Raw genomic sequence first — 20,380 nt, 5'->3', positions numbered from 1 at the left:
GTCGGAGCGCGCCGCGCTCACAGCTCGACGATCGAGCCCTTGGGAACCACGGTGATGCCCGACTCCGTCACGGTGAAGCCGCGCGCGAGGTCGTGCTCGCGGTCGAGCCCGATGCGGGCGCGCGGCGGCACGACGACGTTCTTGTCGAGGATCGCCCGGTGCACCTGGGCGTGCCGGTGGATCTTCACGTCGTCCATGAGGACGCTGTCCGAGACGGACGACCACGAGTGCAGGTAGACGCCGGGCGACAGGACGGAACCCGAGACACCGGCGCCCGAGACGATGACGCCGGGGGACACGAGCGAGTCCGCCGCGTACCCGATCCGGTCCGGGCCGGCGTGCACGAACTTGGCCGGCGGCAGCCCCGTGTACCCGGTGTGCAGCGGCCACTCGTCGTTGTAGACGTTGAACACGGGCTCGATCGAGATCAGGTCGCGGTTCGCGTCGAAGTACGAGTCGAGCGTCCCGACGTCGCGCCAGTAGTCCCGGTCGCGGTCGGTCGAGCCGGGTACGTCGTTGTGGATGAAGTCGTAGACGCCGGCCTCTCCGCGCGCGACGAAGTACGGCACGAGGTCCCCGCCCATGTCGTGCTTCGACGTCGGGTTCTCGGCGTCCGCGGTCACGGCGGCCACGAGCGCGTCGGCGTTCGCGACGTAGTTGCCCATCGACGCGAGGATCTCGCCCGGCGAGCCCGGCACCGTGACCGGGTCCGGGGGCTTCTCTCGGAACGCCGCGATGCGCGTCGGGTCGTCGGGGTCCGGCTCGATGACGCCGAACTCGGTCGAGAGCGCCACCGGCTGCCGGATCGCTGCCACGGTCAGCTCGGCCCCGGACTCGACGTGCGCGTCGACCATCTGCGAGAAGTCCATGCGGTAGACGTGGTCCGCGCCGACCACGACCACGATGTCCGGCCGCTCGTCGCCGATGATGTTGAGGCACTGGTAGATCGCGTCGGCGCTGCCGAGGTACCAGTGCTTGCCGACGCGCTGCTGCGCCGGCACGGGCGCCACGTAGTTGCCGAGCAGGGCCGACATGCGCCACGTCTTGGTGACGTGCCGGTCGAGGCTGTGCGACTTGTACTGCGTCAGCACGACGACCTTGAGGTACCCCGAGTTGATGACGTTCGACAGGGCGAAGTCGATCAGCCGGTAGATCCCGCCGAACGGGACGGCGGGCTTGGCGCGGTCGGTGGTCAGCGGCATGAGTCGCTTCCCCTCACCACCCGCGAGGACGATTGCGAGGACGCGCGGCGCTGCCATGACCAGACAGTAGGCCCGCCGGTCCCGGACCGGCCACCGGTAGCGGCACGGCGCGCGAGGGGACGCGGCGCTACCGTGGCGAGATGCGAGTAGACCTGCTCACGCGCGAGTACCCGCCGCACGTCTACGGAGGGGCGGGGGTGCACGTCGCGGAGCTGTCGGCGGTCCTGCGCCGCAGCGTCGACGTGCGGGTCCGGTGCTTCGACGGACCCCGCGAGGACGCGCCGCCCGGCGTCACGGGCTACGCCGTCCCGGACGGCCTGGCCGGCGTGGACGCGACCCTGCGGACGCTCGGCGTCGACCTGGCGATGGCCGACGACGTCGCGGGCGCCGACCTCCTGCACTCCCACACCTGGTACGCCAACATGGCCGGGCACCTCGGCGGCCTGCTGCACGGCATCCCGCACCTGCTCTCGGCGCACAGCCTCGAGCCGTTGCGCCCGTGGAAGGCCGAGCAGCTCGGCGGCGGTTACGCGCTGTCGAGCTGGGCCGAGCGGACGGCGTACGAGGGTGCGGCGGGCGTCGTCGCGGTGAGCGCCGGGATGCGCGAGGACATCCTGCGCGTCTACCCGCAGGTCGATCCCGCCCGGGTGCATGTCGTCCACAACGGGATCGACCTCGCGGGCTGGCAGCGCCCGACCGGGCCCGACGCCGAGGCCGCCGACGCCGTCGTCCGGGGCCTGGGGATCGACCCCGACCGACCCGCGGTCGTGTTCGTCGGACGGATCACGCGGCAGAAGGGGCTCCCGTACTTCCTGCGCGCGGCCGAGCGGCTGCCCGCCGACGTGCAGGTGGTCCTGTGCGCGGGCGCCCCCGACACCGCCGAGCTCGCGGCCGAGGTCGAGGGGCTCGTCGCCGGGCTGGCCGAGCGACGGCAGGGTGTCGTCTGGATCGCGAAGATGCTCCCGCGGGACGAGCTCGTCGCGGTCCTCGCCAGTGCCACCGTCTTCGTCTGCCCCTCGGTCTACGAGCCGCTCGGCATCGTCAACCTCGAGGCCATGGCCGTCGGGCTGCCCGTGGTGGGCACCGCGACGGGCGGCATCCCCGAGGTGGTCGACGACGGCGCCACCGGTGTGCTCGTGCCGATCGACCAGGCGCAGGACGGGACCGGGACGCCGCTCGACCCGGACCGGTTCGTCGCGGACCTGGCGGACGCGCTGACGCGGGTGGCCGGCGACCCGGAGCGGGCGGCCGAGATGGGCGCGGCAGCACGCCGACGCGTCGAGGAGCACTTCGCGTGGGACGCCATCGCCGAACGCACCCTCGAGGTCTACCGGGCGGTGCTCGGGGAGCCTGCGCCGGGGTGAGGGCGGTGCCGGGCGTCAGGCGTCGGGGCCGACCAGCGCGGTCGCCGCACACATCGCACGCCGCGCGGCCCGGTCCACCTCGCGCAGCGCCGTCGACCGCTGGTCCGCCTGCCAGAGGTTGACCGCGCCGCCGTCGTCGGCCGTGGCCAGCGCGACGATCGCGCGGAGCCGGGCGGCCGAGACCAGGACCCGCAGGCGCCGTCCGTCGATCCCGGTGGGGACCGGCCAGCCCAGGTCGGCGTCGGAGCGCAGCGAGGCGATCGCGACCGCGGCGTCGGGCCGCCACCGGGCGACGTCGAGCGAGTCGAGCGCCTCCGTCGCGGAGATCAGCGCGAGGCGCAGCGCACGCTCGGCGTCGGCGAGCGAGCCGACCGTCCCGAGCAGGCTCGCGCGCCAGTCGGGGACCGGTCGCACGGTCCACGTCACCAGGTGACCGGGCTCGTAGACGCTCCCGAACTCCTCGACGGCCGGGACCGCGGCGTACGACCCGGCGCGCGTGTGCACCAGGACGCACTCGCCGGCCTCGACCGCGGCGGCGCTCACGGGGGCGGGGACCCCGGCGACGTCGCCGGGGGCGGGCAGCAGCGCGGCGGCCTCGCGCGCACCGCCGGCCCAGTCCGCGAGCAGGTCGGGCAGCGTGCGGGGCGCGACGTCGTCCGCGTCGGCCCCGGTGACGGCGTGGGGCTCGTCGTCGCCCTGCACGGCGTCGACGGCGCGCTGGAGCGGGCCCGAGCCGGCGCCGACCCGCTGCGCCCAGAGCGCGAGCAGGACCGAGCGCGGCAGCGCCATCAGGTCGGACAGGTCATCCACGCGCACAACCTACGACCTGCCCGCGCCGCGGCAAGGGTCCCGCGCCCGGCGCAGGTAGGGTCGGTGCCCATGAACGAGGTGCTCGACCTGCAGGACGTGTCCATCCGCCGGGGCACCACGACGATCCTCGACGCGGTGAGCTGGCAGGTCCGGGAGGGCGAGCGCTGGGTCGTCCTCGGCGGCAACGGCGCCGGCAAGACGACGCTGCTGCAGGTCGCCGCGGGCCGGATGCACCCGTCGTCCGGGAGGGCCCACCTGCTCGGCGAGCGGCTCGGGCGGGTCGACGTCTTCGAGCTGCGCCCGCGCATCGGCCTGGCCAGCGCCGCGCTCGCGGACCGGATCCCGGCCGGCGAGACGGTGCGCGACGTCGTGCTGACCGCCGCGTACGGCATGACCGGTCGCTGGCGCGAGCAGTACGAGGAGCTCGACGAGTCGCGGGCCCGCGACCTCATGGCGGCGTTCGGCGTCGCCGGGCTCGCCGACCGCCGGTTCGGCACCCTGAGCGAGGGCGAGCGCAAGCGCGCGCAGATCGCGCGGTCGCTCATGACCGATCCCGAGCTGCTCCTGCTCGACGAACCCGCCGCGGGGCTCGACCTCGGCGGCCGCGAGGAGCTCCTCGCCGCGCTCACCGAGCTGGCGCGCGACCCCCGCTCGCCCGTCCTGGTCCTCGTGACCCACCACGTCGAGGAGATCCCCGACGGCTTCACGCACGTGCTCCTCATGCGTGCCGGGACGGTGCACGCCGCGGGCCCCCTGGACCAGGTGCTCACCCCGGAGAACCTCTCGGGCACGTTCGGGCTGGACCTCACGGTCGAGCACGTCGACGGGCGCTGGACGGCGCGGTCGGCGCGGACGCCCTGATCGAGGGCATCCGGCACCGAGACGGGAAAGAGCCCGAGACGGGAAAGAGCCCGAGACGGGAAAGAGCCCGGGACGGGAAAGAGCCCGAGACGGGAAAGAGCCCGGGACGGGAAAGAGCCCGGGACGGCAAAGAGCCCGCATAGGATGGGTAAGACATCGACGTCGCCGCCTGCGTCGTCGTCCCTGCTCTCCGCGCTCTCGCCGTTGCCGCGGAACGGGCCTGTGAGGAGGTCGCCATGGACTGGCTCTGGTGGGTCGGAGCGGCTCTCGTCCTGATCGTGATCGAGATCGTCTCGCTCGACCTCGTGCTCGTCATGTTCGCGGGCGGCGCGTTCGCCGCTGCCGCAGCCAACGGGCTGGGTGCGCCGCTCTGGCTGCAGATCGTGGTCTTCGCGGTCGCCTCCGTGCTGCTCCTCGTCGCGATGCGGCCGTGGCTGCTGCGGCAGCTGAAGACCCGGATGCCGCTCGTCGAGACGAACGCGGCCGCGCACGTCGGACGTGCCGCCGTCGTGGTCGCCGAGGTCAGCGAGCGCGGCGGCCGCATCAAGCTGGCCGGCGAGGTGTGGACGGCACGGACGGCGGTCGACGAGCTCCGCCTGCCCGCGGGCACGGAGGTGCGGGTCGTCGCCATCGACGGTGCCACCGCCGTCGTCGAGCCGGCGGACGAGATCCCGGCTCCCAGACCGCCCGCACGTCCTGAGCACAAGGAGAGCGCATGAACACCCTCTCGGTCGCCACGATCGCCACGAACGACGTCTCGGTCGGCCAGATCCTCGGCTACGTCGTGCTGGGGCTGCTGCTGATCTTCGTCGTCGTGGCGCTGGTCCGGTCGGTCCGGATCGTGCCGCAGGCGGTCGCGCTGGTGATCGAGCGCCTCGGCCGGTACTCCCGCACGCTGGAACCCGGCCTGCACCTGCTCATCCCGTTCGTCGACCGGGTGCGCGCGGGGGTCGACCTGCGTGAGCAGGTCGTCTCCTTCCCGCCGCAGCCCGTCATCACGTCCGACAACCTCGTGGTGAGCATCGACACCGTCCTGTACTTCCAGGTGACCAACCCGAGGTCCGCGGTCTACGAGATCGCCAACTACATCACCGCCATCGAGCAGCTCACCGTGACCACGCTGCGTAACGTCATCGGCTCGATGGACCTCGAGCAGACGCTGACGAGCCGTGACCAGATCAACGGGCAGCTGCGCGGCGTCCTCGACGAGGCGACCGGGCGCTGGGGCATCCGCGTCAACCGGGTCGAGCTCAAGTCGATCGACCCGCCCCAGAGCATCCAGGGCTCGATGGAGCAGCAGATGCGCGCCGAGCGCGACCGGCGTGCGGCGATCCTCACGGCCGAGGGCGTCAAGCAGTCGCAGATCCTCACCGCCGAGGGCGACAAGCAGGGCGCGATCCTCCGCGCGGAAGGCGCGGCACAGGCGGCGATCCTCACCGCCGAGGGCGAGGCCCGCGCGATCCTGCAGGTCTTCGACGCCGTCCACCGCGGCGACGCCGACCCCAAGCTGCTGGCCTACCAGTACCTCCAGACGCTGCCCAAGATCGCCAGCAGCCCCTCGAACAAGGTCTGGATCGTGCCGTCCGAGCTGACGGGCGCGCTCGCTCAGTTCACCAAGGGCTTCGGCGGCGCGATGACGGGTCCCGAGGGCCCCGCGCCCGACTCGGGTCGGCCGGCGGGGACGTCTCCGCTCGGCGCGGACCTGCCGCCCGTGAGCCTGCGCGACCCGTCGGAGGCGCTGGCGGAGGCACGCCGGCAGTCCGAGGCCGCGACCGCCGACGCCACGAGCGCGGGGACGCTCAGCGGGGCGCCCCGGGACCCGGCGGCCGAGGCAGGTCAGCATCCCTACACGCCGCGGGAGGGCGACCAGCCGACGCCCTGAGCCGAGCGTCGCCGACGAGGACCGGGCGGAGCGAGCCGCCCAGGAGCGCCGGGTTTCGCCCGGCGCGAAGTACGAGAAAGATCAGTGCTTTCGCGGCGCGGCAGTGGCAGGGTGCAAGGAATGTGCCCCACCCGCGTCCCGACCACGTGTCGCGCCCGGTCTGACCCCGCGGACCCGACGTGCTGATCCGACTCCTGCGGCAGTACCTGCGGCCGTACGGCGCCTTCGTGACCGGCGTGCTCGTGCTGCAGCTCGTGCAGACGCTCGCGACGTTGTACCTGCCCAGCCTCAACGCGGACATCATCGACCTCGGCATCGCCCGCGGCGACACCGGCTTCATCATGCGCACCGGTGGCTGGATGCTCGCGATCAGCCTGCTGCAGGTCGCGTGCGCGGTCGCTGCCGTCTACTTCGGCGCCCGGGCGTCGATGGCGTTCGGTCGCGACCTGCGCGAGGGCCTGTTCACGCGGGTTCAGGACTTCTCGGCCCAGGAGGTCGGCCACTTCGGCGCGCCGTCACTCATCACGCGGACCACCAACGACATCCAGCAGGTCCAGATGGTCGTGCTCATGAGCTTCACGATCATGGTGATGGCTCCGATCATGCTCGTCGGGGGCGTCGTCATGGCCCTGCGCGAGGACGTCGCGCTGTCGCGGCTCCTGCTCGTGGTCGTCCCCGTGCTCGGCATCGCGGTGGGGCTGATCGTGAGCCGGATGATCCCGTACTTCAGGGCGATGCAGAAGCGGATCGACCGCATCAACGCCGTGCTGCGCGAGCAGATCACCGGGATCCGTGTCATCCGGGCGTTCGTCCGCGAGCGGCGTGAGGCGGAGCGGTTCGGGGTCGCGAACACCGCGCTGTTCGAGACCTCGATACGGGTCGGCATGCTCATGGCCCTGATGTTCCCCACCGTCATGCTCGTGATGAACGCCTCGAGCGTGGGCGTGCTGTGGTTCGGCGGGCAGCGGGTCGACGCCGGTGCGATGCAGATCGGCTCGCTCACGGCGTACCTCAGCTACCTCGTCTACATCCTGATGGCGGTGATGATCGCGACGATGATGTTCGTGATGGTGCCGCGCGCGGTCGTCGCGTCGGAGCGGATCGTCGAGGTGCTCGACTCCGAGCCGACCGTCCGCCCGCCGGCCGAGCCCGTGCGGCTCCCGCCGGGGACCGCGCTCGGCGTCGCGCAGGGGACGGTCGAGCTCCGGGAGGCCGAGTTCCGCTACCCGGGCGCCGAGGCGGCGGTGCTCCACGGGATCAGCCTGACCGCCCGGCCCGGCCGCACGACGGCGATCATCGGCTCCACCGGTGCCGGCAAGACGACGCTCCTCGGCCTGGTCCCGCGGCTCTTCGACGTCACGGCGGGTGCGGTGCTGGTCGACGGCGTCGACGTGCGCGCGCTCGACCCGGACGACCTCTGGGCCCGCATCGGCCTCGTGCCGCAGCGGCCGTTCCTCTTCAGCGGCACGGTGGCGTCGAACCTCCGGTACGGCCGGGCCGACGCGAGCGACGACGAGCTGTGGCACGCGCTCGAGGTCGCGCAGGCGCGCGACTTCGTCGAGCAGATGCCGGAAGGTCTCGACGCGCCGATCGCGCAGGGCGGCACCAACGTCTCGGGCGGGCAGCGGCAACGGCTGGCCATCGCCCGCGCGCTGGTCAAGCGCCCGTCGATCTACCTGTTCGACGACGCCTTCTCGGCGCTCGACTACGCGACGGACGCTGCCCTGCGGGCCGCGCTCGCGCCCGAGACGCGCGACGCCACCGTGGTCGTCGTCGCGCAGCGGGTCTCGACGATCCGGGGGGCCGAGCAGATCGTCGTGCTCGAGGCCGGCGCCGTGGTGGGCGTCGGCACCCACGACGAGCTGATGGCGACCTCGCAGACGTACCGGGAGATCGTCCTCTCGCAGGTGTCGGCGCAGGAGGCGGCATGAGCGCCGACCGACCCGCGCCCCACGCGCGGCCGCAGGCCCAGCCGCAGACCCAGCCGCCGGCGTCGTCCCCCGCTCCCGTCCGGCCGCCGCAGCGTCCGCACGGGCCGCCGCACATGGCGATCGGGATGCCGACCGAGAAGTCGCTGGACTTCCGTGGCTCGGGACGGCGCCTGGTCGCCACGCTGCGGCCCGAACGGGGCGCCGTCGCCGGGGTGCTGGCGCTCGCCGTCGCGTCCGTCGCCCTCGTGGTGCTCGGCCCCAAGGTGCTCGGCACCGCGACGGACATCATCTTCGAGGGCGTGATCGGCCGGCAGCTCCCGGCCGGCCTCACGAAGCAGCAGGCCGTCGACGCCGCCCGGGCCCAGGGGCAGGACCGGTTCGCGGACATGCTCGGCGGGATGGACGTCGTCCCCGGCGTGGGCATCGACTTCGGTCACCTGCGCGCGGTGCTGCTGACCGTCCTCGCGATCTACGTGGGCTCGTTCCTCTTCGGCTGGCTGCAGGGCCGGCTCACGACCGGCGTCGTCCAGCGCACGACGTTCCGGCTGCGCGCCGACGTCGAGAGCAAGCTCTCGCGCTTGCCGCTCGCCTACTTCGACAGCCAGAAGCGGGGGGAGGTGCTCTCGCGAGTCACCAACGACATCGACAACATCGCCCAGACGATGCAGCAGACGCTGTCCCAGCTGATCACCGCGGTCCTCACCGTCGTCGGCGTGCTCGTCATGATGCTCTGGATCTCGCCGCTGCTCGCCCTGGTGGCGCTCGTCACCGTGCCGGCGTCGGTCGCGACGACGGTCGCGATCGCCAAGCGGTCCCAGCCGCAGTTCGTCGCCCAGTGGGCCTCGACCGGTCGGCTCAACGCGCACGTCGAGGAGATGTACACCGGCCACGAGCTCGTCAAGGTCTTCGGCCGTCAGCAGCAGGCGATCGAGACGTTCCGCGAGGAGAACGAGCAGCTCTACGCCGCGAGCTTCAAGGCCCAGTTCATCTCCGGGACGATCCAGCCGGCGATGGGGTTCCTCAGCAACCTCAACTACGTGATCGTCGCGGTCGTCGGCGGACTGAGAGTGGCGTCGGGCGCGATGACCCTCGGTGACGTGCAGGCGTTCATCCAGTACTCGCGCCAGTTCACGCAGCCCCTCACGCAGATCGCCGCGATGATGAACCTGCTCCAGTCCGGCGTCGCCTCCGCCGAGCGGGTGTTCGAGCTGCTGGACGCCGAGGAGCAGCGGCCCGACCCCGAGCCGGCCGCCGACGTACCCACGCCGGTCCGCGGACGCGTGGCGTTCGAGGACGTGTCGTTCCGGTACGACCCGGACCGCCCGCTGATCGAGCACCTCTCGCTCGTCGCGGAGCCGGGGCAGACGGTCGCGATCGTGGGGCCGACCGGCGCCGGCAAGACGACGCTGGTCAACCTCCTCATGCGGTTCTACGAGGTGGACTCGGGGCGGATCACGCTCGACGGCGTCGACGTCGCCACGACCACGCGGGACGCGCTGCGGTCGAAGATCGGCATGGTGCTCCAGGACACGTGGCTGTTCGGCGGGACGATCGCCGACAACATCACGTACGGCGTCGACGACGCGACGCAGGACCAGATGGCCGCCGCCGCCCAGGCCACCCACGTCGACCGGTTCGTGCGCACGCTGCCCGACGGCTACGCGACCGTGCTCGACGACGAGGGCGGCAACGTCAGCGCCGGTGAGAAGCAGCTGCTGACGATCGCGCGCGCGTTCCTCGCCGACCCCGCGATCCTCGTGCTCGACGAGGCGACGAGCTCGGTCGACACCCGGACCGAGGTGCTCGTTCAGAAGGCCATGGCAGCGCTCCGGGTCGGACGCACGTCGTTCGTGATCGCCCACCGGCTGTCCACGATCCGCGACGCCGACGTGATCCTCGTGATGGAGAACGGCTCGATCGTCGAGCAGGGCAGCCACGAGAGCCTGCTCGAGGCGGGCGGCGCGTACGCGGCGTTGTACGCGAGCCAGTTCGCCCGGGCGGCGGCGCCGGTGGACTGAGGTGGCTGGCAGGATCCTCGGCGTGCCGATCCACCGCCTGACCACCGCCGACGACGAGCGCCTGCACGACTACCTGCGCCTGACCGACGTGGCGCTGCGCTCGCGGCACGAGCCCGCCAAGGGCCTCTACATCGCCGAGAGCTCGACCGTGATCCGCCGCGCGGTCGCGGCCGGGCACCGTCCGCGGTCGTTCTTGATGGCCGAGCGGTGGCTCCCCGACCTCGAGGACGTGCTCGACGCCGTCGGCGCCGGCCCGGACGGCGACGTACCGGTCTTCGTCGCGGACGCCGAGCTGCTCGAGTCGGTGACCGGCTTCCACCTGCATCGCGGCGCGCTCGCCGCGATGCACCGACCGCCGCTGCTGCCGGCGCACGAGCTGCTCGCCGGTGCGCGCGGGGGAGCAGGCGCTCGGCGCGTCGCCGTGCTCGAGGACGTCGTCGACCACACGAACGTCGGTGCCGTGTTCCGCAGCGCGGCCGGCCTGGGCGTCGACGCGGTGCTGGTGAGCCCGCGGTGCGCCGACCCGCTCTACCGGCGCTCGGTGCGGGTGTCGATGGGGACGGTGTTCCAGGTCCCCTGGACGCGGCTCGAGACCTGGCCGGGGGGCCTGGCCGATCTCCGGGCGGACGGCTTCACCGTCGCGGCCCTCGCGCTCACCGTCGACGCCGTCACGCTCGACGAGCTGGCCGCCTCGCCGTCGGTGACGGGTCCGGAGTCACGGCTCGCGCTCGTGCTGGGAACGGAGGGCGACGGCCTGTCGCGCGGTGCGGTCGAGGCGGCCGACGTCGTCGTCCGCATCCCCATGGCCGGCGGCGTCGACTCGCTCAACGTGGCCGCGGCGTCGGCGGTCGCGTTCTGGGCGACGCGGGCCTGACGGGCCCACCGGCGACCTGGTGCGGCAGCAGGCGCGACCCCTCGGGGCCGTCGAGCGCGACGCCGAGGCCCTCGACCACCTCGGCGCCGGGGAGCTCCGCGAGCAGCGCGCCCTCGAGCGCGAGCTTGGACCGGCGGACCCCGCTGCCCACGATGACGACGCCGCCCACGCCCGCGCCGTCGGCCACCACGCGCGAGTCGACGAGCACCTGCCACGCCTCGGGCAGCCCGACCGGGGTGATGCCGCCGTACTCCATCTGCGAGAGCTCGGTCGCCCGGTCGGTCGGCAGGAACGACGCCTTGCGCACGTCGAGGAGCCTGCGGACCGCGGTGTTCACGTCCGCCCGGGTCGTGGCGAGCACGACGGCGGCCGCGATGCGCTCGTCGCCCGCACGCCGTCCGGCGACGACCACGCAGTTGGCCGAGGCCGCCGGGGGCAGGTCGTAGGCCTGGGTCATGGCTGCCGTGTCGGCCAGCCCGGGGTCGATCTCGGCGACGGCGACGCGGTCCGCCACCGTGGGGTCGACGACGGCCCAGCCGGACAGGGCGGCGTGGGTCGCGGGCGCGAGGAGCTCTGGGTGGTCGACGGCGCGGAGCCACGTCAGGCTCCCGAGCGAGGGCAGGGTCATGCGGCGCACGCTAGCGCTGGAACGTCGGCGTCAGGGTGGCACGGCCCAGCGTGTGGAACAGCACGTCGAGCGCGACCGCGGTGGGGTTGTCGTCGGGACCCGCACCGAGCCGCTCGACGTCGAGCGCGTGAACCGCGAAGACGTAGCGGTGCACCCGGTCGCCGGGTGGCGGCGCGGCACCGGCGTACCCCGTGCTGCCGCTGTCGTTGCGGACCTGGGACGCCGGGCTCGGCAGCGCTGCGCCGTCCGGGGCGCCCGCGCCCGTGGGCAGGGACGTCGTGCTCGCGGGCAGGTCGACGACGGTCCAGTGCCACCAGCCCGCGGGCGTCGGGGCGTCGGGGTCGAAGCAGCTGACCGCGAACGACCGCGTCCCGGCCGGGAAGCCCTCCCAGCGCAGGTGCGGCGACACGTCCTGCGCCGCGGTGTGGCGCTCGGCGAGCGGGGCGCCGTCGGCGACGTCGTCGCTCATCAGCGTGAACGTCGGCACCGGGGGGAGCAGGGAGTACGGGTCCGGGGCGAGGGGTCGGCTCAGGTCCATCGCCCCATCATGCCGAGGTCTGGGCCCGGCGCACGTGGGAGCGTGCGTGCTCGACGGCCGCGTCGAGGTCGTCGAACAGGTGCTTGTGGTGCTGCAACTCGGCGAGGACCCCGACCACCTCGACGACCTGCCGGTGCTCCGGACGCAGCCCCTTGAGCAGCACGACGATGCCGCGGCGCTGGAGGTCGGCGACGATCTCGGCGAGCGCGTTCGCCCCCGAGGTGTCGAGGACCCGGATGCTGCCCAGGCGCAGGACGACGACCCGCACGTCGGCCACCTGGGCCAGCTCGTCGAGGAACCGCCGCACGTCGGCGAAGAACAGCGCGCCGTCGATCCGGTACACCGCGATGTGCTCGGCGAGCAGCGCGCGCTCGGAGACGGTGTCCACCTCGACGTCGGGCAGCGGCTCGCGGTGCAGGCCGCTCGCCCGTGCCATCGCACGCAGCGCGAGCACCGCGGCCACGGCGACACCCAGCTCGACCGCGACGACGAGGTCGAACACGACCGTCGCGCCGAACGTGAGCAGGAAGACGAGCGCGCCGGAGCGCCCCGAGCGGGAGATCGTGCGGGCGGTGCGGATGTTCACCATGCGCGCCGCCGTGACGAGCAGGACCCCCGCGAGGGCCGAGAGCGGGATCCGCGCGACGAACGACGTGCCCAGGTAGACGACCCCGGCGAGCACCACGGCGTGCGACATCGCGGCGACCCGGGTCCGGCCGCCCGCGCGCACGTTGACCGCGGTGCGCGCGATCGCGCCGGTCGCGGGCACGCCGCCGAAGACCCCCGCGGCCAGGTTGGCGAGCCCCTGGCCGACGAGCTCGCGATCGGGGTGGGTGCGCGGGACGTCGTCGGCCATCCCGTCCGCGACCTGCGCCGAGAGCAGGCTCTCGAGCGCCGCGAGGGCGGCGACGGCGAGGGCGGCCGAGAACAGGGCGCTGGTGGCCTCGGGGGTCAGGTCGGGGATGCCCGGAGCGGGGAGCGTCGCGGGGATCGCGCCGATCCGCGCCACGTCGAGGCGGGCGAGCTCGGCGACGACCGTGGCGCCGGCCACCGCGAGGAGCGACGCGGGAAGCGTCCGGTTGACGCGCGGCAGCAGGACCATCAGGCCGACGACGAGGACCACGAGCCCGACGGCGGGCAGCGCGGCCGACCAGTCGACGTCGCCCAGGGTGCGGAGCGCGACCAGCGCGGCGTTCTCGCCCTCGGCCTTGGGGGTGTCGAGCGCGAGCGGCACCTGCTGGAGCCCGATGACGACCCCGATCCCGAGCGTGAAGCCCTCGACGACCGGCCACGGGATGTAGGCGACGAGCCGGCCGAGCCCGAGCAGGCCGGCGAGCACGACGAGGCCGCCGGCCATGATCGCCACGACGGCGACCGACTCGGCGCCGAACCGGGCGACGATCGGCACCAGGACGACCGTCATGGCGCCGGTGGGCCCGGACACCTGGAGGTGGGACCCGCCGAACATCGCGGCGACGAAGCCCGCGACCACCGCGGTGACCAGGCCGGCGGCTGCCCCGACCCCCGAGCTGACGCCGAAGCCGAGCGCGAGCGGGAGCGCGACGACCGCGACCGTGAGCCCGGCCAGCGCGTCCGTGCGCCACCCGGTGCGCAGGCCGGCGTAGTCGCTGCGACGGGGCAGCGCGCGGTGCGCGACGGTGGTCGCGACGCGACGCCAGTCGATCCGCTCGGGGGTGAGCGCGGGGGCGGTCACGAGGCGGGGGTCGTGGTCGGGCGGGCGTCGTCCTCGAGGCCCGCGAGCGCCGCGCGCGTGGTGCTGAGCGCGCTCACGAGCACGGTGCGGGCGGCGGTGAGCAGCTCGGGGACCGCCGGGTGGGCGAGCCGGTAGTGGACGGCGTTGCCCTCGCGGCGGGCGGTGACCATGCCGGCGCGGCGCAGGACGGCGAGGTGCTGGGAGAGGTGCGACGCCTCCATCTGCGTCTCGGCGAGGAGGCTGCTGACCGGGCGCTCGCCGTCGAGCAGGAGCTCGAGGGCGCGGACGCGGACGGGATGAGCGAGGGCCTTGAACAGGTCGGCCTTGAGCTCGTGGAGCGGGGTGTCGATCCCCAGCGCGCGGAGCGGCACGGGTGTCCTTCCGGTGGGTCGTTTCGCATGATGATTTGATGGATTCATCAATCGTACCCCTTGTTGGGCGCCGCGCCCGGCAGGCGGGTGGCGACGCGCCGAGGCCGGTTGACACCGCTGATCCGGGGTCGTCTACTAAGGGGTGATCAGTCGAACAGGTGTTCGAACCACGCTCTGTCGGCGGGTTCGGGCGACGCCGCGCACCAGGACGGGAGGACACCGTGAGGACCATGGCGGACCGCGCCTCCCGGGCGCGCGAGGCGCTGCGGCACGCCGAGCTCCGGACCGGGGCGCGCAGCATGCCGGCATCCGTCCCCGCCGGACCGGTCGGCGCGGCGCCCGTCCCGGCCCTGCCCGCGCAACCGTCCTCGCCGTCATCGGCATCGGCATCGCTGTCGCCGCCGCTGTCATCGGCATCGCCGTCGCCGACGTCGTCGCACCGGCACGGCCGTGCCGGCCACCCCGACCGGCCGCCCCTGCCGGTCCCCACCCCGCTCGCGCACCTGTTGCCCGAGGGGGCGCTGCACCGCGGTGGGACGCTCGTGGTGCAGGGGTCCACCTCCCTCGTGCTCGCGCTCGTCTCGACGGCGACCCAGGAGGGGGCCTGGGTCGCCGTCGTCGGGCAGCCCGGCGTCGGCGTGCTCGCCGCCCAGCAGGCCGGCGTCGTGCTCGAGCGGCTGGCCCTCGTGCCCCGGCCCGGCCCGGACGCGCCCACGGTGGTCGCCGCACTGCTCGACGGCGTCGACCTCGTCGTCGTCGGGAGCGAGGCGGCCCTCCTGGACTCCGACCGGCGTCGGCTCATGGCCCGCGCCCGCGAACGCGGCGCGGTCCTGCTGCCCACCACCTCCTGGCAGGGCGCCCACCTCGTGCTCACGGCCGAGCCGGCGGGGTCGACCGGGCTCGGGGCCGGGCACGGGCACCTGCGCAGCCACCGGTGGACGGTCACCCGGGGCGGGCGGGGGAGCGCGGGTCGTCCGGTGCGGACCGAGGTGGTCCTCCCGGTGCGCGCCACCCCGCCGAGCAGGCACGTGCCCGCCACGCCGCTGGAGCCCGTGCGCAGCGCAGAGCACGAGGCCGCGCCGCTGCGGCTGGTCGGATGACGGTGAGCACGAGCACGGGCGTGACGAGCACGACCCGCACCGCCGTGCTGTGGGTCCCCGACTGGCCGGTGGTCGCCGCGATCGCGGCCGGGCAGGCCGAGCCCCACCACCCCGCGGCGGTGCACGACGGTCGCCGGGTCACCACGGTCTCCGCCCTCGCGCGGGCGCAGGGCGTGCGCCGCGGCATGCGTCGGCGGCAGGCGCAGGAGTGCTGCCCCGAGCTGGTGCTCCTCCCGGTCGACGAGGGTCGCGACGCGCGCGCGTTCGAGCCCGTGGCGGCGGCCGCGGAGACCGTGGTCGCGGGGCTCGAGGTCGCGCGACCGGGCCTCCTCCTGCTCCCGGCCGGCGGGGCGAGCCGGTTCCACGGCTCGGAGGAGGCGCTCGCCGAGGCGCTCGTGGGCCGCGTCGCCGAGCGGACGGGCCACGAGTGCCTGGTCGGGGTGGCCGACGGCGTGCTGGCGGCCGTCCTCGCAGCCCGCACCTCGAGCATCGTCGCGTCCGCGCGGACGCATGCCTTCCTCGCGCCGCTCCCGGTCGACGAGCTGGTCCACGCGGCGACGGAGGGCGGCGCGGTCACCGAGGTCGCCGGGCTCGTCGACCTGCTGCACCGGCTCGGCCTGCGCACCCTCGGCGACCTCGTCGCGCTCCCGGCGGCCGACGTCGAGGCGCGGTTCGGGCGGCTCGGCGCGTGGGCCCACCGGCTGGCGCGCGGCGAGGACGTGCGCCCGCCGGTCCGGCGTCGGCTCGAGCCCGACGTCGAGGTGGGGTGCGAGCTGGACCCGCCGGCCGAACGGGTCGATGCGGCGGCGTTCGCCGCCCGGCGTCTCGCCGAGCAGCTGCAGGCGGTGCTGCTCGAGCGGTCGGTCAGCTGCGGGCGGCTCCGGATCACCGCCCGGACCGACGCCGGGGAGGAGCTCGTGCGCACCTGGCGGACCGACGCCGGTGGGCTCGGCGGGCTGAGCCCCGCGCGGATCACCGACCGGGTGCGGTGGCAGCTCGAGGGGTGGCTGTCGGGCAGCGCCGTCACGGGAGCTGGGGCGGGGGCAGGGGCCGGGGCGGGCACCCCTGCGCCCGCGGCGCTCGTGCGCCTCGGGATCGCCGCCGAGGAGGTCGCACCGGCGGGGGCCGAGCAGGGGCGGCTCTGGGGCGGCGCGAGCGGCGGGGACCTGCGTGCGCACCGCGCCCTCCTGCGGGTCCAGGGGCTGCTCGGTGGCGACGGGGTGCTCGTGGCGAGACTCCAGGGCGGCCGGGACGTGCGCGACCAGGTGCACCTGGTGCCCTGGGGGGACGCGCAGGCGCCGGTGCGCGCGGTCGACCGGCCGTGGCCCGGCCGGCTGCCCGAGCCGGCGCCCGCCACGGTGCTCGTGGAGCCGGCGCCCGTCGAGGTGCTCGACTCGGCGGGCGACCCCGTGCGCGTCGACGCGCGGCTGACGATGAGCGCGCCGCCCGCGTCGGTCCGCTGGCCGGACGAGACCCAGGCCCTGGCCGCGTGGGCCGGCCCGTGGCCCATGGTCGAGCGCTGGTGGACTCCGGCGCCGCAGCGGCGCGTGCACCTGCAGGCCGCGCTCGCCGACGGCCGCGCGCTCCTGCTCGCGTTCTCCGGCGGCCGCTGGACGTGCGAGGCCGTCTATGACTGAGCGACGCGGGGCGGCGCGCCCGCGCTACGCCGAGCTGCACGCCCACAGCGCCTTCAGCTTCCTCGACGGTGCGAACCAGCCCGAGGAGCTCGCGGCCGAGGCGGCCCGGCTCGGCCTGTCCGCGCTCGCGATGACCGACCACGACGGGCTCTACGGCGTCGTGCGCTTCTCCCAGGCGGCGCGTGCCGTCGGGCTGCCCACGGTCTTCGGGGCCGAGCTCCACCTGCCCGCGCCCTCACCCCGCGGCGAGGTACTCGACCCGCCTACCGGGGTGCCCGACCCCCGCTCGACCCACCTGCTGGTGCTCGCACGTGGCCCCGACGGCTACCGCAACCTCTCCCGGGCGATCGCCACCGCGCACCTCGCGACGGGGGAGAAGGGGGCAGCCGCCTACCGGCTCGAGGAGCTCGCCGCGCAGGCCGCGGGGCAGTGGCTCGTGCTCACCGGGTGCCGCAAGGGCGCGGTGCGGCGTGCGCTCGGGAGCAGCCTCGGTGGGAGTGGGAGTGGGAGTGGGAGTGCCCAAGCCGAGCTCGACCGCCTCGTCGCGCTGTTCGGACGGGACAACGTCGCGGTCGAGATCACCGACACCGGCGACCCGTGGGACTCCGAGCGGAACGATGCCCTCGCGGCCCTCGCTGCGTCGTCGGGCCTGCCGCTCGTCGCGACCGGCAACGTGCACTACGCCACGCCCCGGGACGCGGACCTGGCGGCCGCGCTGGCCGCGGTCCGGGCGAGGTCGTCGCTCGAGGACCTCGACGGCTGGTTGCCCGCGACGGCGGCCGCGCACCTGCGCTCGCCGGCCGAGATGCTGGCCCGGCACGTCCGGCACCCACAGGCCGTCGCGACGGCGGCCGCGCTCGGGGACGAGTGCGCGTTCGACCTCGAGCTCGTCGCGCCGCAGCTGCCGCCGTACCCGGTGCCGCCCGGGCACACCGAGGCGAGCTGGCTGCGCGAGCTGACCTGGCGCGGCGCGGAGCGGCGGTACGGCCCGCGAGGCTCCGAGCGGGTGGCCGGCGCGTACGCCCAGATCGCGCGCGAGCTCGACGTCATCGAGGCCCTGACGTTCCCGGGGTACTTCCTGATCGTCCACGACCTGGTCGAGTTCTGCCGCGAGAACGGGATCCTGTGCCAGGGACGCGGCTCGGCCGCGAACTCGGCGGTCTGCTACGCGCTCGGGATCACCGCGGTCGACGCGGTGCGCCACGGGCTGCTCTTCGAGCGCTTCCTCGCCCCGGAGCGCGACGGCCCGCCGGACATCGACATCGACATCGAGGCGGGCCGCCGCGAGGAGGTCATCCAGCACGTCTACGCCAAGCACGGCCGCACGCACGCCGCGCAGGTCGCCAACGTCATCTCCTACCGCCCGCGCTCCGCGATCCGCGACGCCGCCCGGGCGCTGGGCTACGACGTCGGGCAGCAGGACGCGTGGAGCAAGAGCATCGAGCGGTGGGGGAGCCTGCGGCCCGAGCAGCAGCCTCCACCCGGGGCTCCGGCGGCGACGGGTGGGGTCTCCGTCCGGGTCGAGCACACGCGCGGAGTCGGCAACTACTTCTCGGTCGACGGGCACGACGTCGTGCCCGCGCACCGTCCGCCCGCGGCGAGCGACCTCGACGAGATCCCCGCCGCCGTGATCGACCTGGCCGACCGGTTCCTGCGGCTGCCCCGGCACCTCGGCATCCACTCGGGCGGCATGGTCCTGTGCGACCGCCCGGTGATCGAGGTGTGCCCGGTCGAGTGGGCGCGGATGCCCGGGCGGACCGTGCTGCAGTGGGACAAGGACGACTGCGCCGACGCGGGCCTGGTGAAGTTCGACCTGCTCGGCCTCGGGATGCTGACGGCGATCCAGGAATCGTTCACGCTGACCCGCGCGCACGAGGGGGTCGAGCTCGACCTGCACGCGCTGCCGCAGGAGGACCCGCGCGTCTACGACCTGCTGTGCGCGGCGGACACCGTCGGGGTGTTCCAGGTCGAGTCGCGCGCGCAGATGTCCACGCTGCCGCGCCTCAAGCCGCGCACGTTCTACGACATCGTCATCGAGGTCGCGCTGATCCGGCCCGGCCCGATCCAGGGCGGCTCGGTGCACCCGTACATCAACCGCGCGCAGGGCCGGGAGGAGATCACCTACCTGCACCCCCAGCTGAAGAAGTCGCTCGAGAAGACGCTCGGCGTGCCGCTGTTCCAGGAGCAGCTCATGCAGATGGCGATCGACGTCGCGGACTTCACGGGGGCTGAGGCCGACCAGCTGCGCCGCGCGATGGGGTCCAAGCGCTCGACGGCGAAGATGGAGGCGCTGCACGGGCGGCTGCTGGACGGGATGGCGAAGAACGGGATCAGCCGCGAGGTGGGGGAGCAGATCTTCGACAAGCTCAAGGCGTTCGCCGACTTCGGGTTCCCCGAGTCGCACGCCTACTCGTTCGCCTACCTGGTCTACGCGAGCGCGTGGCTCAAGGTGCACCACCCGGCGGCGTTCTACGCCGGCCTCCTCGCCGCGCAGCCGATGGGCTTCTACTCACCGCAGTCCCTCGTGGCCGACGCGCGGCGGCACGGCCTGACGGTCCTGCGCCCCGACGTCCAGGCGTCGGGGGTCAAGGCGGGGCTCGAGCGGGTCCGGGGGGCGGCCGGGCCGGCGCTCCCGCTGGTCCCGCTGCCGTCGGGCAGCGCGCGGCGTCCCGCCACCGGACCCGTGGACGACGACGGCGCCCTGGCCGTCCGCCTGGGCCTCGCCTCGGTGCGGGGCGTGAGCGAGGAGGTCGCCACGGCGCTCGTGACCGAGCGCGGGGCGGGCGGCCCGTTCGCCGACCTGCGGGACCTCGCGAGGCGGGTGCGCCTGACGACAGCGCAGCTCGAGGCGCTCGCGACCGCGGGGGCGCTCGAGGCCGTGGGCGGCGGCGGCGGCGCGGTCGAGCGTCGGGAGTCGCTGTGGGCCGCGGGCGCGCTGGCCCAGGAGGGGCCGGACACGCTCCCCGGCGTCTCCGTCGGCGTCGCGGCGCCGACGCTGCCGGGCATGAGCGAGGTCGAGCTCGCGGTGGCGGACGTCTGGGCGACCGGCGTCTCGGTCGACTCCTACCCGACGCAGTACGTGCGCGAGGGGCTCGACGCGGCGGGCGTCCTGCGGGTCGCCGAGGCCTTCGAGCACGAGGCGGACCGTCGGGTCGCGGTCGCGGGGGTCGTGACGCACCGCCAGCGCCCGGGGACCGCGGGCGGGGTGACGTTCCTGTCGCTCGAGGACGAGACGGGGCTGCTCAACGTCGTGTGCACAGCCGGGCTCTGGCAGCGGTTCCGCCGCGTCGCGCGCACCTCGGCCGCGCTCGTCGTGCGCGGCCGGCTCGAGCGGGCCGACGACGCCACGAACCTCGTCGCGGAGCACCTCGCGCCGCTCTCGCTCCGGGTGCCGACGTCGTCGCGCGACTTCCGGTGACCGCGCCGACGAGCAGCGCGGCGGGTGCGAGC

15 protein-coding genes and 1 pseudogene are annotated in these 20,380 nt (G+C 74.5%); 10 read left to right on the top strand and 6 right to left on the bottom strand.

Annotated elements, in window-relative coordinates; translation table 11 throughout:
• Window positions 1-17: 17 nt before the first annotated feature.
• On the bottom strand, window positions 18-1,259 hold the full coding sequence (locus HIR71_RS11125; protein ID WP_169325131.1) for a glucose-1-phosphate adenylyltransferase: 1,242 nt from the start codon (window positions 1,257-1,259) through the stop codon (window positions 18-20).
• An 83-nt stretch (window positions 1,260-1,342) separates the two neighbouring features.
• Between HIR71_RS11125 and glgA the strand changes: the two genes are divergently transcribed.
• Window positions 1,343-2,566, top strand: a complete 1,224-nt coding sequence (gene glgA / locus HIR71_RS11120; RefSeq protein WP_169325130.1) for a glycogen synthase — start codon at window positions 1,343-1,345, stop codon at window positions 2,564-2,566.
• Window positions 2,567-2,581: 15 nt separating this feature from the next.
• Here the strand turns inward: glgA and HIR71_RS11115 are convergent, their stop codons facing one another.
• A complete protein-coding gene (locus tag HIR71_RS11115) occupies window positions 2,582-3,376 on the bottom strand; it encodes a hypothetical protein (protein ID WP_311836231.1) in 795 nt (264 codons plus the stop codon).
• Between the two features lie 69 nt (window positions 3,377-3,445).
• Here HIR71_RS11115 and HIR71_RS11110 point away from each other — a divergent pair, with 69 nt between their 5' ends.
• The 6 genes from HIR71_RS11110 to HIR71_RS11085 all read left to right on the top strand — a co-directional run bounded on the left by HIR71_RS11110 (window position 3,446) and on the right by HIR71_RS11085 (window position 10,942).
• A complete protein-coding gene (locus HIR71_RS11110) occupies window positions 3,446-4,237 on the top strand; it encodes an ABC transporter ATP-binding protein (protein ID WP_169325129.1) in 792 nt (263 codons plus the stop codon).
• Window positions 4,238-4,473: 236 nt separating this feature from the next.
• Window positions 4,474-4,956, top strand: a complete 483-nt coding sequence (locus tag HIR71_RS11105) for an NfeD family protein (protein ID WP_169325128.1) — start codon at window positions 4,474-4,476, stop codon at window positions 4,954-4,956.
• Window positions 4,953-6,119 carry an SPFH domain-containing protein gene (locus tag HIR71_RS11100; RefSeq protein WP_169325127.1) on the top strand — a complete coding sequence of 389 codons (1,167 nt, stop codon included), beginning with the start codon at window positions 4,953-4,955 and terminating at the stop codon, window positions 6,117-6,119. Before HIR71_RS11105 ends, HIR71_RS11100 begins: the two co-directional genes overlap by 4 nt.
• Before the next feature lie 179 nt (window positions 6,120-6,298).
• Window positions 6,299-8,050 (top strand): ABC transporter ATP-binding protein, encoded by a 1,752-nt coding sequence (locus tag HIR71_RS11095; RefSeq protein ID WP_169325126.1) that lies wholly within the window; start codon window positions 6,299-6,301, stop codon window positions 8,048-8,050.
• Window positions 8,047-10,068 (top strand): ABC transporter ATP-binding protein, encoded by a 2,022-nt coding sequence (locus HIR71_RS11090; RefSeq protein WP_169325125.1) that lies wholly within the window; start codon window positions 8,047-8,049, stop codon window positions 10,066-10,068. Before HIR71_RS11095 ends, HIR71_RS11090 begins: the two co-directional genes overlap by 4 nt.
• A gap of 22 nt (window positions 10,069-10,090) precedes the next feature.
• Complete coding sequence (locus HIR71_RS11085; protein WP_311836230.1) at window positions 10,091-10,942, top strand: TrmH family RNA methyltransferase; 852 nt, start codon at window positions 10,091-10,093, stop codon at window positions 10,940-10,942.
• A 58-nt stretch (window positions 10,943-11,000) separates the two neighbouring features.
• On the opposite strand, the pseudogene HIR71_RS11080 reads toward HIR71_RS11085, so the two are convergent.
• The 4 genes and pseudogenes from HIR71_RS11080 to HIR71_RS11065 form a co-directional block, all read right to left on the bottom strand.
• Window positions 11,001-11,570, bottom strand: a pseudogene (locus tag HIR71_RS11080) (YbaK/EbsC family protein); the annotation flags it as partial.
• Window positions 11,571-11,580: 10 nt separating this feature from the next.
• Window positions 11,581-12,108 (bottom strand): YbhB/YbcL family Raf kinase inhibitor-like protein, encoded by a 528-nt coding sequence (locus HIR71_RS11075; protein ID WP_169325123.1) that lies wholly within the window; start codon window positions 12,106-12,108, stop codon window positions 11,581-11,583.
• A 7-nt stretch (window positions 12,109-12,115) separates the two neighbouring features.
• A complete protein-coding gene (locus tag HIR71_RS11070) occupies window positions 12,116-13,822 on the bottom strand; it encodes a SulP family inorganic anion transporter (protein WP_311836229.1) in 1,707 nt (568 codons plus the stop codon).
• On the bottom strand, window positions 13,819-14,193 hold the full coding sequence (locus tag HIR71_RS11065) for an ArsR/SmtB family transcription factor (RefSeq protein ID WP_311836228.1): 375 nt from the start codon (window positions 14,191-14,193) through the stop codon (window positions 13,819-13,821). Before HIR71_RS11065 ends, HIR71_RS11070 begins: the two co-directional genes overlap by 4 nt.
• A gap of 230 nt (window positions 14,194-14,423) precedes the next feature.
• Here HIR71_RS11065 and HIR71_RS11060 point away from each other — a divergent pair, with 230 nt between their 5' ends.
• From HIR71_RS11060 to HIR71_RS11050, 3 genes are read left to right on the top strand one after another with little or no spacing between them, the layout of a single operon-like run.
• Window positions 14,424-15,293: a hypothetical protein gene (locus HIR71_RS11060; protein WP_169325121.1), complete on the top strand. Its 870-nt coding sequence runs from the start codon at window positions 14,424-14,426 to the stop codon at window positions 15,291-15,293.
• Window positions 15,290-16,930 carry a DNA polymerase Y family protein gene (locus tag HIR71_RS11055; protein ID WP_169325120.1) on the top strand — a complete coding sequence of 547 codons (1,641 nt, stop codon included), beginning with the start codon at window positions 15,290-15,292 and terminating at the stop codon, window positions 16,928-16,930. Before HIR71_RS11060 ends, HIR71_RS11055 begins: the two co-directional genes overlap by 4 nt.
• Window positions 16,923-20,348, top strand: coding sequence for an error-prone DNA polymerase (locus HIR71_RS11050; RefSeq protein ID WP_169325119.1), 3,426 nt, complete (start codon window positions 16,923-16,925; stop codon window positions 20,346-20,348). The genes HIR71_RS11055 and HIR71_RS11050 overlap by 8 nt, the downstream gene beginning before the upstream one ends.
• The last annotated feature ends 32 nt before the right edge of the window (window positions 20,349-20,380 follow it).

Origin of the sequence: Cellulomonas fimi (assembly GCF_012952065.1) — a bacterium.
Classification (GTDB): domain Bacteria; phylum Actinomycetota; class Actinomycetes; order Actinomycetales; family Cellulomonadaceae; genus Pengzhenrongella; species Pengzhenrongella fimi_A.
Note: the sequence above shows the minus strand (reverse complement) of the source record. Positions and strands in the feature narration are given on the sequence as shown.